The 13,016-nt window shown below is 60.7% G+C and carries 14 protein-coding genes and 1 tRNA gene; 3 read left to right on the plus strand and 12 right to left on the minus strand.

The genetic code is table 11. The annotated features are described in order from the left end of the window. Positions 1–18: 18 nt before the first annotated feature. The 4 genes from SynA1562_RS08700 to SynA1562_RS08715 are packed head-to-tail and all read right to left on the minus strand — an operon-like array spanning position 19 to position 3,684. Positions 19–762 (minus strand): amino acid ABC transporter ATP-binding protein, encoded by a 744-nt coding sequence (locus SynA1562_RS08700; protein WP_011364760.1) that lies wholly within the window; start codon positions 760–762, stop codon positions 19–21. Beyond that, a complete protein-coding gene (locus SynA1562_RS08705; RefSeq protein ID WP_186493553.1) occupies positions 759–1,733 on the minus strand; it encodes an amino acid ABC transporter permease in 975 nt (324 codons plus the stop codon). Before SynA1562_RS08705 ends, SynA1562_RS08700 begins: the two co-directional genes overlap by 4 nt. After that, on the minus strand, positions 1,733–2,623 hold the full coding sequence (locus tag SynA1562_RS08710; protein ID WP_186493554.1) for an ABC transporter permease subunit: 891 nt from the start codon (positions 2,621–2,623) through the stop codon (positions 1,733–1,735). The genes SynA1562_RS08705 and SynA1562_RS08710 overlap by 1 nt, the downstream gene beginning before the upstream one ends. After that, on the minus strand, positions 2,623–3,684 hold the full coding sequence (locus SynA1562_RS08715) for an amino acid ABC transporter substrate-binding protein (RefSeq protein WP_186493555.1): 1,062 nt from the start codon (positions 3,682–3,684) through the stop codon (positions 2,623–2,625). The genes SynA1562_RS08710 and SynA1562_RS08715 overlap by 1 nt, the downstream gene beginning before the upstream one ends. Before the next feature lie 192 nt (positions 3,685–3,876). Here SynA1562_RS08715 and SynA1562_RS08720 point away from each other — a divergent pair, with 192 nt between their 5' ends. Continuing rightward, on the plus strand, positions 3,877–4,098 hold the full coding sequence (locus SynA1562_RS08720; protein WP_255445618.1) for a hypothetical protein: 222 nt from the start codon (positions 3,877–3,879) through the stop codon (positions 4,096–4,098). On the opposite strand, the gene SynA1562_RS08725 is transcribed toward SynA1562_RS08720, so the two are convergent. Both SynA1562_RS08725 and SynA1562_RS08730 read right to left on the minus strand, forming a co-directional pair. Then, positions 4,077–5,639, minus strand: a complete 1,563-nt coding sequence (locus tag SynA1562_RS08725; protein WP_186493556.1) for a SulP family inorganic anion transporter — start codon at positions 5,637–5,639, stop codon at positions 4,077–4,079. The genes SynA1562_RS08720 and SynA1562_RS08725 overlap by 22 nt on opposite strands. A gap of 30 nt (positions 5,640–5,669) precedes the next feature. Then, positions 5,670–6,875 carry an FAD-binding oxidoreductase gene (locus SynA1562_RS08730; RefSeq protein WP_186493557.1) on the minus strand — a complete coding sequence of 402 codons (1,206 nt, stop codon included), beginning with the start codon at positions 6,873–6,875 and terminating at the stop codon, positions 5,670–5,672. Positions 6,876–6,923: 48 nt separating this feature from the next. Here SynA1562_RS08730 and SynA1562_RS08735 point away from each other — a divergent pair, with 48 nt between their 5' ends. Together SynA1562_RS08735 and SynA1562_RS08740 are read left to right on the plus strand one after the other, a co-directional pair. Next, positions 6,924–8,021: a sirohydrochlorin chelatase gene (locus tag SynA1562_RS08735; RefSeq protein WP_186493558.1), complete on the plus strand. Its 1,098-nt coding sequence runs from the start codon at positions 6,924–6,926 to the stop codon at positions 8,019–8,021. Between the two features lie 405 nt (positions 8,022–8,426). Next, on the plus strand, positions 8,427–8,693 hold the full coding sequence (locus SynA1562_RS08740) for a DUF2811 domain-containing protein (RefSeq protein WP_186493559.1): 267 nt from the start codon (positions 8,427–8,429) through the stop codon (positions 8,691–8,693). Here SynA1562_RS08740 and SynA1562_RS08745 read toward each other — a convergent pair. The 6 genes from SynA1562_RS08745 to SynA1562_RS08770 all read right to left on the minus strand — a co-directional run bounded on the left by SynA1562_RS08745 (position 8,674) and on the right by SynA1562_RS08770 (position 12,974). Further along, the gene (locus tag SynA1562_RS08745) at positions 8,674–10,317 is read right to left on the minus strand and encodes a GMC oxidoreductase (protein WP_186493560.1); all 1,644 of its coding nucleotides are present in this window, start codon (positions 10,315–10,317) and stop codon (positions 8,674–8,676) included. The two genes, SynA1562_RS08740 and SynA1562_RS08745, sit on opposite strands and share 20 nt — an antisense overlap. Before the next feature lie 59 nt (positions 10,318–10,376). Then, positions 10,377–10,453, minus strand: a tRNA-Met gene (locus tag SynA1562_RS08750). A 45-nt stretch (positions 10,454–10,498) separates the two neighbouring features. After that, entirely contained in the window at positions 10,499–11,467 is a 969-nt protein-coding gene (locus SynA1562_RS08755) for an asparaginase (RefSeq protein ID WP_186493561.1), read from the minus strand. Positions 11,468–11,483: 16 nt separating this feature from the next. Then, positions 11,484–11,978: a CGLD27 family protein gene (locus tag SynA1562_RS08760; protein ID WP_186493562.1), complete on the minus strand. Its 495-nt coding sequence runs from the start codon at positions 11,976–11,978 to the stop codon at positions 11,484–11,486. An 11-nt stretch (positions 11,979–11,989) separates the two neighbouring features. Next, positions 11,990–12,346, minus strand: a complete 357-nt coding sequence (rsfS, locus tag SynA1562_RS08765; RefSeq protein WP_006850633.1) for a ribosome silencing factor — start codon at positions 12,344–12,346, stop codon at positions 11,990–11,992. Next, positions 12,339–12,974 (minus strand): DUF3318 domain-containing protein, encoded by a 636-nt coding sequence (locus SynA1562_RS08770; protein WP_011364772.1) that lies wholly within the window; start codon positions 12,972–12,974, stop codon positions 12,339–12,341. The genes rsfS and SynA1562_RS08770 overlap by 8 nt, the downstream gene beginning before the upstream one ends. Between the last annotated feature and the right edge of the window lie 42 nt (positions 12,975–13,016).

Consider the following 13,016-nt stretch of genomic DNA (forward strand, 5'->3'; position numbering starts at 1 on the left):
CGAGGTTCTGCAAGCCCTTTAGTGCTGCATCTGATTGAGGAACCTGCGGCTGCGTTCTTCCCTGGCATTGCTGAAGAACGTCTCCGGATCGGAGGTCTCCACCACCTGGCCCCGATCCATGAACATCACCCGATCCGCCACCTCACGGGCAAAGCCCAGTTCGTGGGTGACCACCACCATCGTCATGCCGCCTTTGGCCAACTGACGCATGGCATCCAACACTTCTTTCACACGCTCCGGATCCAAGGCGCTGGTGGGCTCGTCGAACAGCATCACCTCAGGATCTAACGCCAGAGCACGGGCGATCGCCACCCGCTGCTGCTGACCACCACTGAGCTGCGCTGGGTACTTGTGGGCCTGCTCTCGAATGCCCATCTGGTCAAGGAGCTCCATCGCCCGCTGCTCGGCAGCCGCCTTGGCACGCTGTTGCACCTTGATCGGGGCAAGGGTGATGTTGTCGAGGATGGAAAGGTGAGGAAACAGGTTGAACTGCTGAAACACCATCCCCACGCGCTTGCGAATCGCCCGCACCTGACGTTCCCCATGGGTGGCATCCAAGGGAACCCCGAGCACATCAAGAGCTCCGCCATCCAGCGACTCCAGACCGTTGAACGTGCGGATCAGCGTGCTTTTGCCGGACCCGGAAGGACCCATCACCACCAGCACTTCGCCGCTGTTCACCTCAAGGGTGACGCCATCGAGAGCTCGAACCCCTTGGGAATAGCTCTTGACCAGATCAGTGGCACGAATGGCGACAGTCATAAGGCGGAGCGGGCAGGGTCAAGCTGAACTTCCAGGTGGCGGGCCAGCAACGCCATGGCCGTACACGCCAGCCAGTAAACCGCAGCAAGCCAGAGATAGACCTCCAGATAGCGACCGATGAATGCCGGATTCGCCAACAGGCTGCGGCTGATGCCCAGCAATTCCACCAAACCGAGAATGGCCATCAGGCTTGTGTTTTGCAGCAGACCCACCGCCTGGTTGGTGAGCGACGGAAGCGCAACCCGCAGCGCCTGAGGCAGCACCACCAATTGCAGCGATTGACGGGGCGACAGCCCCAGCACGGCTCCAGCCTCCCGCTGGGTGGGAGGAATCGCCTGCAGTCCACCACGCACATCCTCTGCGATGTACGCCGCTGCAAACAAGGCGAAGGCCACAACCGCCCGCAGAACCCGATTGATCTCAAGCCCGGGCGGCAGGAACAACGGAATCAGCAGTTGTCCAAAAAACAGAACCGCAATCAACGGCACAGCCCGCATCAACTCGATGTAGGCGGCACTGCTCCAACGCAGCACCGGCAGATCACTGCGCCGACCGAGGGCAAGAAGAATCCCCAACGGAAGTGCCAAAGCACCACTGCCTCCCGTGATCAGCAGCGTGAGCGTGAGACCGCCCCAACTGCGCGTCCCGACCGGCAACAATCCCAAACCTCCGGCCAGAAGCCACAGTCCCAGCGGTGCCATCACGATCCAGAGCAATGGCAACCAGCGGCGAACCCAGCCACGCTTCGGACCGACGAGGGTCAGCAGCGTGAGGGTGATCAATGCAGCCATCCACAGCAGCGGACGCCAGCATTGATCCGCTGGAAAACTGCCCACCGCATACAGCGGCAGATTTGTGGTCACCACAGACCAGTCGGCCGCAACCAGCAGCCAATGCAGCATGGACCAGCCAGCCCAGCCCATTAGAGCCAGCAGCAGCAGGGTGATTCCACGGTCCAACCAACGGTTCATCAGCGGCTCCTATTCAGACGACCCAGCACGGCACGGTTGAGGGCAGCCATGCCACCGCTGATCAACAAATTCAGCAGCAGAAAGCTGAGCAGCAGCAGCAGGAAGCCTTCAATCGCACGGCCGGTTTGGGTGATGGAGGTGTCACTGACGGCGTAGAGATCGGCGTAGCCCACGGCAATCGCCAGGGTGCTGTTCTTGGCGAGATTGAGGTATTGACTCGTCAACGCAGGAAGAATCGCCGGCAGCGCCTGCGGCAAAACAATCCGACGCAGACCAAGCCCTTCCCCAAGCCCAAGGCTGCGAAAGGCCTCCCACTGGCCCTGTAGCACCGCATTGATCCCACCACGCACGATCTCTGCAATCGACGCACCAGTGAACACCGTGAGCCCAACAAGAACCGCACAAAATTCAACGCTGAGATTCAGACCCAACAGCTGAATGCCCTGATTCGAAAGCCGGATCAATCCACCGACAGGAACCGAAGGAAGGCCAAGGAAGGCAACGAAATACCAGAACAGCAACTGCAGGAGCAGAGGAACCTGACGAATCAAGGCCACATAGCCACCGGCCAGGCTGCGCAGAAGTCGGTTGCTGCTGCTGCGGGCTGCACCAGCGGCAACTCCAAGGACGGTCGCCAAAACCAGCCCCGCCGCGATCACCTTGAGGCTGTTCAGCCAACCGATGGTCAGAGCCCAGAGGTAGCTATCGGATGGGGCATAGGGGAGAGCTGTTTCCGCCAGAGCAAAACCAGCGGGTCGGCCCAGCCAGCCAAAACCCAGACCCAGACCCGTCCGGATCAGATTGACCGCCAGATTGTTGACCAGCAGAGCCAGCAGGCCGATCAGAGCGGCGGCGACACCAACCTGAACCAGGAGACGACGCTGCCGCATCAGGTGAATGGTGGGGAAAGCATCAAACCACCTTCACCGGCCAGGCGGTTCGCTCCCCGGGGAATCGCCACGGCACTCTCCGGTCCGAGATGACGGTTGTAGATCTCGCCGTAATTGCCGGTGGCACTGATCACCTGAACGACAAAGTCATCGGCGAGTCCGAGTTTGCGACCCAAGCCTGGATCCACACCCAGGAAACGCCGCAGCGAGGTCTGGGAGGGATCGGCTGCGGCTTGCTTCACCACCGCATCCACATTCACTTGGGTGATGCCCCGTTCCTCGGCTTCGATCAGGGCATTGACCACCCAGGTCATGGCATCACCCATGGGCTGATCCCCACCCACCACAGCTGGAGCCAGAGGCTCTTTGCTGATCCGGTCATCAAGGATCTGATGCGCTTGGGGATCACTGAACCCTGAGCGCGCCGCCGCCAGTTGCGAACGATCAGATGTCATGGCTTCGCAGCGCCCCTGGAGGTAGCCGCCCACCACCTGATTGAGATCCTGGTATTTGATCGGTGTATAGGGAAGCCCCTGGGAGGCGAAGGCGTCGTTGAGGTTTTGCTCGGTCGTGGTGCCCGACCCCACGCAAATGGACTTGCCACTTAAATCAGCCAGTGAACGCACTCCGCTAGCAGCATTCACCATCAGGCCCTGTCCGTCGTGGAACACCACAGGCCCGAAGCGCAGTCCATTGCCCCCCATCGCATCGCGGCTGAGGGTATGGGTGGTGTTGCGGGACAACAGATCGATCTCGCCCGATCGCAGGGCCGTGAACCGCTCGGGCGCGGTTAAAGGCCGGTATTGAACCTTCTCAGCATCACCAACGAAAGCCGCAGCCATGGCACGGCAGATGTCGACATCCAGGCCGGTGTAACGCCCATCAGGACTGAGAAAACTGAAGCCTGGAATCTTGCCGCTCACTCCGCAAAGCAACTCTCCGCGCGCCTTGACCAGATCGAGACGAGAGCCAGCTGCGCTGTCCAGAGACGCGCAGGAAGCAAGAAACGAGGACAACCCAGCCAACGCAACGATCAGAACACGCGAACTGGTTCGGAACATCAGTGTTGGGACGAATCGGGTGGGATTGTCCCAGATCCCGAGCACATCCCCCGCATCCGACCTACGTTCACGGCAATCAATAAGGCTGCAATGAAGGTCTGGGCCTGCCTTTTGGCCGGACTGATCGCTGGAATCACGGCTCCCGGTGCTTTCGCGTAGGACAAGCATGACCGTGGGACTTACAACAACAAGATGGCGCTGTTGAGCTTTCTTCTCGAGAGTGCTCAGCAACGGGCTGGCAGTGATGTTCAGACCCTTTGCATGTTGATGAGCATCAGCAAGGACGTCACCGAGCGGTACGTGGCGACCAACCCCGAGGACGTGCAGATTCAGCAGAGGCTCATGGCGATGCGCCAGGACCTCAGGGCCTGTCTCGCCAACCAAGCAGAGGCTCATGCATGGGCTGATTCCTGACCGCCGATCCGCTCGAACAGATCAAGGCTTTCCTCGTTCAGGCCAATCACGCTGACAACAGACCCACCGCTGCGGTACTTCCGGATGACCTGATCCAGAGCAGCCACGCCGCTCTGGTCCCAGATATGGGCTTGAGAGAGGTCAATCGTGATGCGCTCGGGATGGTCGTGAAGGTCGAATCCCTGGAGGAAATACACCTTGCTGACGAAGAACAGCTGCCCCTGCACGCGGTACAGGCGCTCCAGATCACTGACCTCGACTGCTTCCACCTGGATCACCTTGGCCACCTTGCGGCTGAACAGAATTCCTGCCAGCGCCACACCAGCCAGCACGCCTAGGGCGAGGTTGTGAGGGGTGGTGAGCATCGTGACGGCGAAGGTCATCAGCATCACCGAGGTGTCGCTCTTGGGGATGCGACGCAGGTTGCGCAGACCGTTGATGTCAGCGGTGCTGACGGCGATGCTGATCATCACGGCCACCAGGGCCGCCATCGGAATTTGCTTGAGCCAGGGCCCAGCCAGCAGGATCATCGCCAGCAGGCTCACCCCTGAGAACAGGGTCGACAGTCGCGTGCGACCGCCGTTGTCCACATTCATCACGGACTGGCCCACGAGGGCACAACCGGCCATGCCACCAAACAGGGACGAGACGATGTTGGCGATGCCTTGACCCCGGGCCTCGACGTTTTTGTTGGTGGTGGTGTCGGTCTTGTCGTCGAGGATGTCCTGGGTCAGGAAGGTTTCCATCAGACCCACCAGGGAGATGGCCAAGGCGGTGGGAAGCACCAAGCCAAGGGTGTCCAAGCTGAAGGGAACACCGCCTTCACTGAAGGGAAGACTGAAGGAGGGCAGACCTGCAGGAAGGGTGCCGAGGCTGCTGACCGTGGGGATGTCGAAGCTGAATCCCACGCTGATGGCGGTCAACACAATGATGGCCACCAGCTGTGAAGGCACCACCCGGGTCAACCGGGGAAGGCCATAAATGATCACCAGGCCCAGCAGGACCAAGCCCCAGACGACGGGAATCTGGACGCCATGGGGAAGCAACGACGAGGCCCCATGGTCACCATCTCCAGCGTGAAGGTTGAGGCCGAGCTGGGGCAGCTGGGCCTGAAAAATCAGCAAGGCCAGCGCATTGACGAAACCGCTGAGCACCCCTTGGGGAACAAAGCGCATCTGATAGGCAAGACGCAGATACCCCCAGAGGATCTGCAGCAGACCCGTCACCAGTCCCGCCACCATCAGGTACTGGACGCCCAGGCCTGGCCCCCGGGCTTCACCGGTGGCCACAAGACCTGTCATCAACAGGGCCGTGGAGCCAGTGGCAGAGGTGATCATGGCCATGCGACCACCCACGACGGCGATGGTCAGCGACAGGCAGAAGGCTCCGAACAGGCCAACTTTGGGGTCCACCCCAGCGATCCCCGAGAAGGCAATCGCCTCAGGAATCATCGCGAAAGCCACCACCAGACCCGAGAGCAGGTCTTTGCTGGGGTTAGCCAACCACTGATTTGCCAGGGTTGGTTTGGATCGCTTGGCCATCAATGGATGCCGGTTAGCGGCGACCGTAAATCAGAGCGTCGGCAGGGTGCCTGCTGGATCCAAGCGCTGTTTCAGATTTCGCAAGTCGGACAACCAAGGGCCGAACGCTGCCTCCAACTCCTTGTGATGGAAGGGCAGATGGTCATGAAACTGCGCCAGATGCACACCAGGGCAGACCGGCTTGAGGATCTGCCAGACCGCCTCCAACCAAGCAAGGCTGCGCCTTTGGCCATGGGCATCTCCCGGAGTCCAGGCGGCCGTGATCCATGGTTTCCACTCGGCATTGCGGTGCACGAACGAGCTGGTCTCCACGGCAGCCTTTTGCGTCGCGCCCCCAAGCTGCTGGCAGGCCAGGCTGCAGAACGGATGAGGACGGTGCTGCAGCAGACGGCGTAAATCCGGCATCAAAGCTCCCCAGAGCTCAGCAGCTGCCGGCCCCAGCAAACCAACCACCTCCGTATGAGATCGAGGAGGCATCGGGGCTGATCCCCGCAAGGGTGGGAGCTGATGCAGGCCTTCGATCTTCTGTGCATTGGTCCAAGGGGCATCAGCAATCCGGAGCAACTGCACCGCGTCAGCGCTCTCCCAATGCCACTGCAAACAGGCGCTAAAGTCGTTCTTTTCCGCCTGGAGCATGAGCTCAGGCAGTTGGTTGGGAGACACCACGCGTTGCTCCAGCCAAAGCGGCACGAGCGGCTGGGTGGCCATGCGCAGCGCGCTCACCACGCCCAGAAATGGCGCAGCACCACAGAGGCCCCTCCACTCCAACGATCCAGCATCGACCACACGAGACAACGCAAAGGGGCTGCCATCACCCCAGACCCCCTGGATCTCGAGCACTTGATCAACCGCGAGACCCACCTGCCGGCTCAGCGGCCCCATGCCGCCCGTGAGCACGTAGCCAAGCCCAGGCAACCCAGACAAACCCGCAGCCACGGTTCGGCCATGGGGAAGCAAAGCCTCCAACACCGCTCCCATGCGGCAGCCCGCTCCAATCCAGATCGACTGATCCGCGGGCTGCCACTGCAGACGTTGGAAATGGGTTTGAAGATCGAGGGTCCAGTGGTCAGCCACAGCGGCGCGAGATGTGGTGCCCCCGCCACAGATACGGAGCGGCCGGGGGCCGGACCAGTTCTGAACCAAAGCCGCCAACTCCGCTGGCCGGGGGGAGAGCAGACCGGATCGCCGCGCATCAGCCGCCTGCGCACTGAAGAAAACGGGACGGTCTGAATCCATTGCGATGCGACCGATATCGTCAAACCATTGGAACAGCAGAGCGACCTTTTGGCCGAACAGCACGCGGAAACTGGCAACGAGCGTCTTGGCGTTCTGATCTGCGGCCACGGCAGTCGCAACCGACTGGCCGTTGAAGAGTTCGCCCAGATGGTGGACGCCCTGCGACCTCGGCTCGCCCCGATGCCGGTGGAACACGGCTACCTGGAATTTGCCCATCCCATCCTTCGCGATGGCCTTGAAGCCCTGCGGCAGAAAGGCGTCACCAAGGTGCTGGCCATACCAGCCATGCTTTTCGCCGCAGGGCATGCCAAGAACGACATCCCCTCTGTTCTGAACACCTACACGGCCGAAACGGGTTTACCGATCGATTACGGCCGGGAACTGGGTGTAGACCGGTTGATGGTGTCGGCCGCCGGAGCCCGAGTTCAGGAGTGCCTGGATGCGGCAAAGCACGACGTTCCTCTAGCCGAAACCCTGCTTGTGGTGGTGGGTCGAGGTTCCTCGGATCCAGACGCCAACTCCAACGTGGCCAAGGTGACGCGGCTGTTGGTGGAGGGATTTGGCTTTGGCTGGGGAGAAACGGTGTACTCGGGCGTGACCTTCCCCCTGGTGGAACCGGGGCTGCGTCATGCCGTGAAGCTGGGCTTTCGCCGGGTGGTGGTGGTGCCCTATTTCCTCTTTTCAGGGGTTCTGGTGAGCCGAATCCGCCAACACACCGAGCTGGTGGCTGCTGATCATCCCGAAGTGGAGTTTCTCTCTGCGGGCTATCTGGGCGATCACACCCTGGTGGTGGACACCTTCAAAGAACGGGTCGATGAGGTGTTGCGGGGGGACACCGCCATGAACTGCTCACTCTGCAAGTACCGCGCCCAGGTGCTGGGCTTCGAACAGGACGTGGGACGTGCCCAGGAAAGCCACCACCACCACGTGGAGGGACTTGCGGAAAGCTGCACGCTCTGCGAACTGGAGTGCACGGGTGCCTGCCAACCCGACGGGATCCCGATTGCCCATGACCACAGCCACCCTTCAGACCACAGCCATGGTTCAGACCACAGCCATGACCACCACCATCCCCCTTATCCCCACGCCGACCATCCCCTGGGACCTACCACGCTGAGGCGGAACAATGGCATCCCTAAAGATTGATTCCATGGATCCAAAGAGAACCTGCTGCTGACTTGTCGCCAATGACACGGTTCTCGAAAGCGACAGCAGCGACGGAGCAAAGATCAGGCTTTCTTATCGAAATCGCTTCGCCAAGTTTCGCCCGCTTTTTCCACACAAAAAACGTCTTTTTCCACAGGCCGAAGTTGCATTGCCGGCTGTGACGGTCAGCCTGTGAATTTCCGAGGGAATCGCGCCACCGGGTTGACAGACCGTCTATCCGGCCTATATCAACCCAGCTTCGGCATTTTCCATGCGCTCAAACCCAGTCGCAGACTGCTGTCTCATCTCGTCTCACCTGCAATTCAACAAATGGCGACGGCTTTGACGCAAGCACCTGTTGTGTGGCTTTCTTGGTGAGCGTTGGACAGGGACAAGCTGTACGGAATGGATCGAAATCACCTTGAGCGATGCCATGAAATGGGGGCCACGGAGCGCGGGAGCGCTTCAAAAGCCAACTACGTGAGCCTCGAGACGGAAATCCCCGAGGTGCTCTATCGAGGCATGAAGGATTTCATCGGGGAGAACCCCACCTGGGACCAATACCGCGTGATGAGTTCTGCTCTTGCCCACTTTCTGTTTCAGAACGGCTGTGACGACCGCGCTGTGACCGAGCGCTATCTCGACGATCTGTTCATCCGCCCCGACCACTGAGGGCCAACAGGCAGGCCCGACGGCTTAAGGCCATCATCGTCAGCGTTGGGCTCTGCCAGGCCGACGTGGGCCAGCAGGCACCATCCACAACAAGAACGTTGGGAGCACGCCAGAGACGGTTGGAGGAATCAACGACGCTGCTGCCCTCGCTTAGCCCCATCGCAGCCCCTCCCACCTCATGGATGTAATAACCCGGAGGAGCTGCCCCTTCAGACAGCGCAACAGCACCTTCCAAAAAAGGCTCAACCAAGGGGAGGCGAAAGAGGTCTTTGATCGATTTGGCTTCGCCCCCGGCGGCGGTAATGCAGGCCTGGATCGAGGTGCGCATGTGCCTCACCATGGCCAATTCATTGCTGCTCCAACGGCAGGCAATCGAGGGGACACGCACGCCCCAGCGATCCGTGCGCTCACTCAAGGTCACCCTGTTGTCAGCCCGCGGGAGAACTTCGCCATGACCAATCAGGAACCCGGTGATGCTCGAAGGGCGACGCCGTAACCATCGCGGCGGATCAAATCGTCCAATGCCACCCCAAAGGCCATAGCCGCCCTGAAAATCAGCCGATGGCAAGTGTCGGCCAAAGGGAACAAAAAAGCTTCCAGCCCCCGTGAGCATCGGCTGTTCCCCCGGAACAGGCTCGGGGAAGGCAAAAAACTGCGATGTGGAGACATGGTCCATCAAGCGTGTGCCCAGTCGTCCAGAAGGGTCGTCCAAACCGTTGCTCTGTTCGCCACAACGGGAGCGCAACAGGATGGAGACAGTCTGAATGGTGGAAGCAGCCAGGACCACGAGATCCGCCTTCAACTCCCTGCGGTTGCCATTGGATTGGTCAACGGCAACCACACCGATGGCTTTATCTCCGCCGGCATCCATCAACAGATGCTCGACCAAATGCGCAGAGAGCAGCTGGGTGCGTCCTGTGGCCATGGCGCGAGGAAGGCTGCTGCCGCGACTGCTGGAACGGGGCCAGGCGGGATCCTCTCCCTGCGGCGCCGGACCAAACCCCCTTGAGGGAATCACGGGATACCCCAACCGTTGCCGCACAGCATCTGCAAAACGCTGTTCCGCCGGCGTCGCCGCCAGAGCCGGTTGCATGTCGCCATCCGGCAGATGATTCAAACCATCGCGCCCACCGTGTACACCCAGCCAGCGCTCCAGTTCGGAGTAGTGAGGAGTCAGCTCACCGCTGCGCAACGGCCAACTGACCTGTTCACCCTCCACATCCACACCGGCCAGATCCTCATCCGAGAGACGCAGGGTGATGCCACCCCAGGTGAGGCTGCGGCCGCCAACCTGCAGGCCTCGCGTCCACAGAAACGGCTGATCCGCCGGGTGCTCGTAGGGATGCAGACGCTCGTCGGCATACAGACGAGGGTTGGCTTTCCAATAGCCGGGATGCTGGGACTGCTGGCGATGACTGCCGCTGGTCAAGCCCACGATCCGCCGCAGCAGATTTCCTGGTTCAGTCCCGAAGGCTTGGGTGCTGCTGAGGTCAGGTCCTGCCTCCACCACGAGCACCCTCGCTCCTGCTTCGGCCAGGGTCATGGCGGCCACGCCGCCACTCGCTCCTGAGCCAACAACAATGGCGTCCCAGGGGCCATCGCAGTTCATGGAGCGACTGCTCATGGGGGTACGAAAGACAAAAAAAAATCTCCCGGAAGGGAGATTGTTGATTCAATCAGATTTGGTGGCGGGGGGGAGATTTGAACTCCCGACCTTCGGGTTATGAGCCCGACGAGCTACCAGACTGCTCTACCCCGCGACGACCCAAAAATCATACATGTCGGTGTCGCAGGTGACAGCAAAGTCACGCCTGCAAGGCACCGGACACGCTGAGTTTGACGCTTGGGTTCACGACCAGCACCTGCTCATCGAGCTCATCAAGCCCCATGGGTGTGAGCCACTCGAGTTGACGCAAGAGATGCAGCGCAACCGCTTGCTTGGCACGACGGGAGCCATCTTCCACCTTGATGGCTACTCCAAGACCTTCGCCAACGCGACTGAGGCATTGAATGCCCTCTGCACCGCCCTTGCTCAAGACCTGACCGTGGCTGCGCCGCATCAGCTCGGTGTCGAAGCGACCCTCACCGGCCACAATGTCGGGGTGACTCAGCATCGCACGACTGATCTGCTCGAGTTCGGCATGTTGTGAGGCACCGAGGTGGGCATAGAGCAAGGCCATCTGAGCCAACTGCAACACCAGGGTGGGAGCTCCACAGTCATCCCGCTCGGCAACCAATTCCTCAGCAGGCAAGCCGATCAGTTCAGCGACCCTGCGGTTCACCTCAACCTGCAGTGGATGGTCCTGCTGGAGATAGGTCTCGATCGGCCAGCCCATCTTTCGGCTGGTGGCCAGGAAGGCAGCGTGCTTGCCGGAACAATTGTGCTGAAGGGGACTATCAGCCCCATTCGGCACAGGGCATTGAAGTGATGAGCTGTCCAACTCCGCTTTCCAGAGCAACCGGAAGGCTTCGCGGGCGTGGGCATTTGTGCCCGCATGGGACGCGCAGCTGATGGCGATGCCCCGTTCATCAACATCCAGCTGGTCGGCTGTTCCACTGCTGAGAAACGGCATGGCCTGAAAGGGCTTCAGAGCCGAGCGAATGAAGCTTTCCAACCCAGCATTCCCCGCCGACATCAACACCCGTCCTCGGCCATCACAGACCACGGCATGGACGCGGTGCACCGATTCCGTGATCGATCCGCGCCGCAAGCAAACCTCAAGGGGGGCTGACCTGGACCGGGCTGCAGGGCTGAAGCCCGAGGGCAAAGTCATCGGAACCCCGATTGGTTCAGAGAGCCTGACAGAGACTGGCACCGGCCAGCATCAAACCCGCTGAGGTGGCCATGGCTCGTCCCAGACGACCCAGGATCGGACGAACCTCATGCCGGGCCACCAGCAGGTCGCGTTCCCGCCATGACAAAGGCTTTTCCCAGGTCTGTCCGTCGTACCAGCCTGATTCCTCATAGTCGACGGATTCACGCAGAAGCCGCTGCATTACATAGGTCCAGCCCAGCCATTGCCGCACCAGCAACAGCAGAGGGAGCACAAGAGCGGCCACAGCGGCTGCAGCCAGAAGCCGGGGCGGGTCCTGCTTCAGGGTCCAGCTCCCACTGGCAATCAGGCTGCACACCGGCAGCATCAGCAACCAGAAGCCCGCAAGGCGTTGCCCGAGACTAGGTTCCTGACCCGCTGGCCAGGAGAAGAACCATGACTCACAGAGTTGCTGGAACTCTTCAAGAGGCCGCTGCTCCGGTGGAACGGGGCAGGACACCGCTTCAGACATGGATCAAGCGGTTACTGCACCGACGGTAAGAAGGTTCGGCTTTCGCCGTGACTCCAGAAGGCCTCAAGGTCGTAGTAGCCGCGCTCATCGGGCATCAGCACGTGAACGATCACATCGCCGTAATCAAGAAGAGCCCAGCGCCCCTCATTCAGCCCTTCTTTGCGCAAGGGAAGCAGGTCTGCCTCAGTCTCCAGGCGATCTTCAACCGACCGGGCAATGGCACGCACCTGAACGTCGGACTGACCGCCCGCGATCACCATCCAATCGGCCAGGCTGGACACCTCATCGACACGGATCAGACGGATGTCGGTGGCCTTGCGGTCATCACAGGCATCGGCCACCAGTTCAGCAAGCTTTTCGCTATCCATAAACGTTCTCGCTGGTAACGGAGCTGCGTGAGCCCTCCTGCTGGGCCATTTCAGCTCTGGCCTTGCTGGCACTCTTGCGCAGCGCCTCCAGACGGTCTTCGTAGTAGCTGCGGCGGCGCTTCTTGCGGGTCTTTTCGACCAGCTCCTTCAACGCGCCCCCAAGACTGCGATAGGCGTTGGGCACGCTGTACCCGAATCGGCAGGCCAGGTCGATCGCCCGCTCGTCGGCACTGATGGCGTCTTGCAGGCGTTTCTCGGAATTGTTCTTCAGGTAGAGCCGATACCCCGCAAAGCCGGACAAGCCAAGAGCCATCAACAGCAGCAGGCCGTCTTGAACCCACAATTCACCGATAGCACCTCCTAGGCCGATGGCCAGAGCCGCCATCTCCCACCCATCCCGGGGAATCGTGTCGTTCTGGATCCGACCGACCTCATGCCAGAACAGCAAGTTGCGGTGATCCAACGCAAGGGCATCCCATTCATCGAGATCCACCTGGATCTCCACTTCATCCCTGCCAATCTCCTCAAGGGTGATGAGGGGAGGATCGACTGCAGCAGCTGATTCCACAAACACCCAGCTCTGCATTTCCGGTGGCAGCAGCCCCTTCAGGCGCTGGAGCTCACTCATTGCAACTCTGGTGCTGATCTCCCATCACCGTAGCGAGGCCAA

Source organism: Synechococcus sp. A15-62 (assembly GCF_014280075.1).
Classification (GTDB): Bacteria; Cyanobacteriota; Cyanobacteriia; order PCC-6307; family Cyanobiaceae; genus Parasynechococcus.

Coding starts and splice junctions, on each gene's coding strand:
- SynA1562_RS08705 (WP_186493553.1), bottom strand. CDS start 1,733: ATGAACCGTTGGTTGGACCGTGGAATCACCCTGCTGCTGCTGGCTCTA.
- SynA1562_RS08730 (WP_186493557.1), bottom strand. CDS start 6,875: ATGGATTCAGACCGTCCCGTTTTCTTCAGTGCGCAGGCGGCTGATGCG.
- SynA1562_RS08740 (WP_186493559.1), top strand. CDS start 8,427: ATGGATCGAAATCACCTTGAGCGATGCCATGAAATGGGGGCCACGGAG.
- SynA1562_RS08725 (WP_186493556.1), bottom strand. CDS start 5,639: ATGGCCAAGCGATCCAAACCAACCCTGGCAAATCAGTGGTTGGCTAAC.
- SynA1562_RS08760 (WP_186493562.1), bottom strand. CDS start 11,978: ATGTCTGAAGCGGTGTCCTGCCCCGTTCCACCGGAGCAGCGGCCTCTT.
- SynA1562_RS08715 (WP_186493555.1), bottom strand. CDS start 3,684: ATGTTCCGAACCAGTTCGCGTGTTCTGATCGTTGCGTTGGCTGGGTTG.
- SynA1562_RS08710 (WP_186493554.1), bottom strand. CDS start 2,623: ATGCGGCAGCGTCGTCTCCTGGTTCAGGTTGGTGTCGCCGCCGCTCTG.
- SynA1562_RS08720 (WP_255445618.1), top strand. CDS start 3,877: ATGGCGCTGTTGAGCTTTCTTCTCGAGAGTGCTCAGCAACGGGCTGGC.
- SynA1562_RS08770 (WP_011364772.1), bottom strand. CDS start 12,974: ATGAGTGAGCTCCAGCGCCTGAAGGGGCTGCTGCCACCGGAAATGCAG.
- SynA1562_RS08745 (WP_186493560.1), bottom strand. CDS start 10,317: ATGAGCAGTCGCTCCATGAACTGCGATGGCCCCTGGGACGCCATTGTT.
- SynA1562_RS08755 (WP_186493561.1), bottom strand. CDS start 11,467: ATGACTTTGCCCTCGGGCTTCAGCCCTGCAGCCCGGTCCAGGTCAGCC.
- SynA1562_RS08700 (WP_011364760.1), bottom strand. CDS start 762: ATGACTGTCGCCATTCGTGCCACTGATCTGGTCAAGAGCTATTCCCAA.
- rsfS (WP_006850633.1), bottom strand. CDS start 12,346: ATGGATAGCGAAAAGCTTGCTGAACTGGTGGCCGATGCCTGTGATGAC.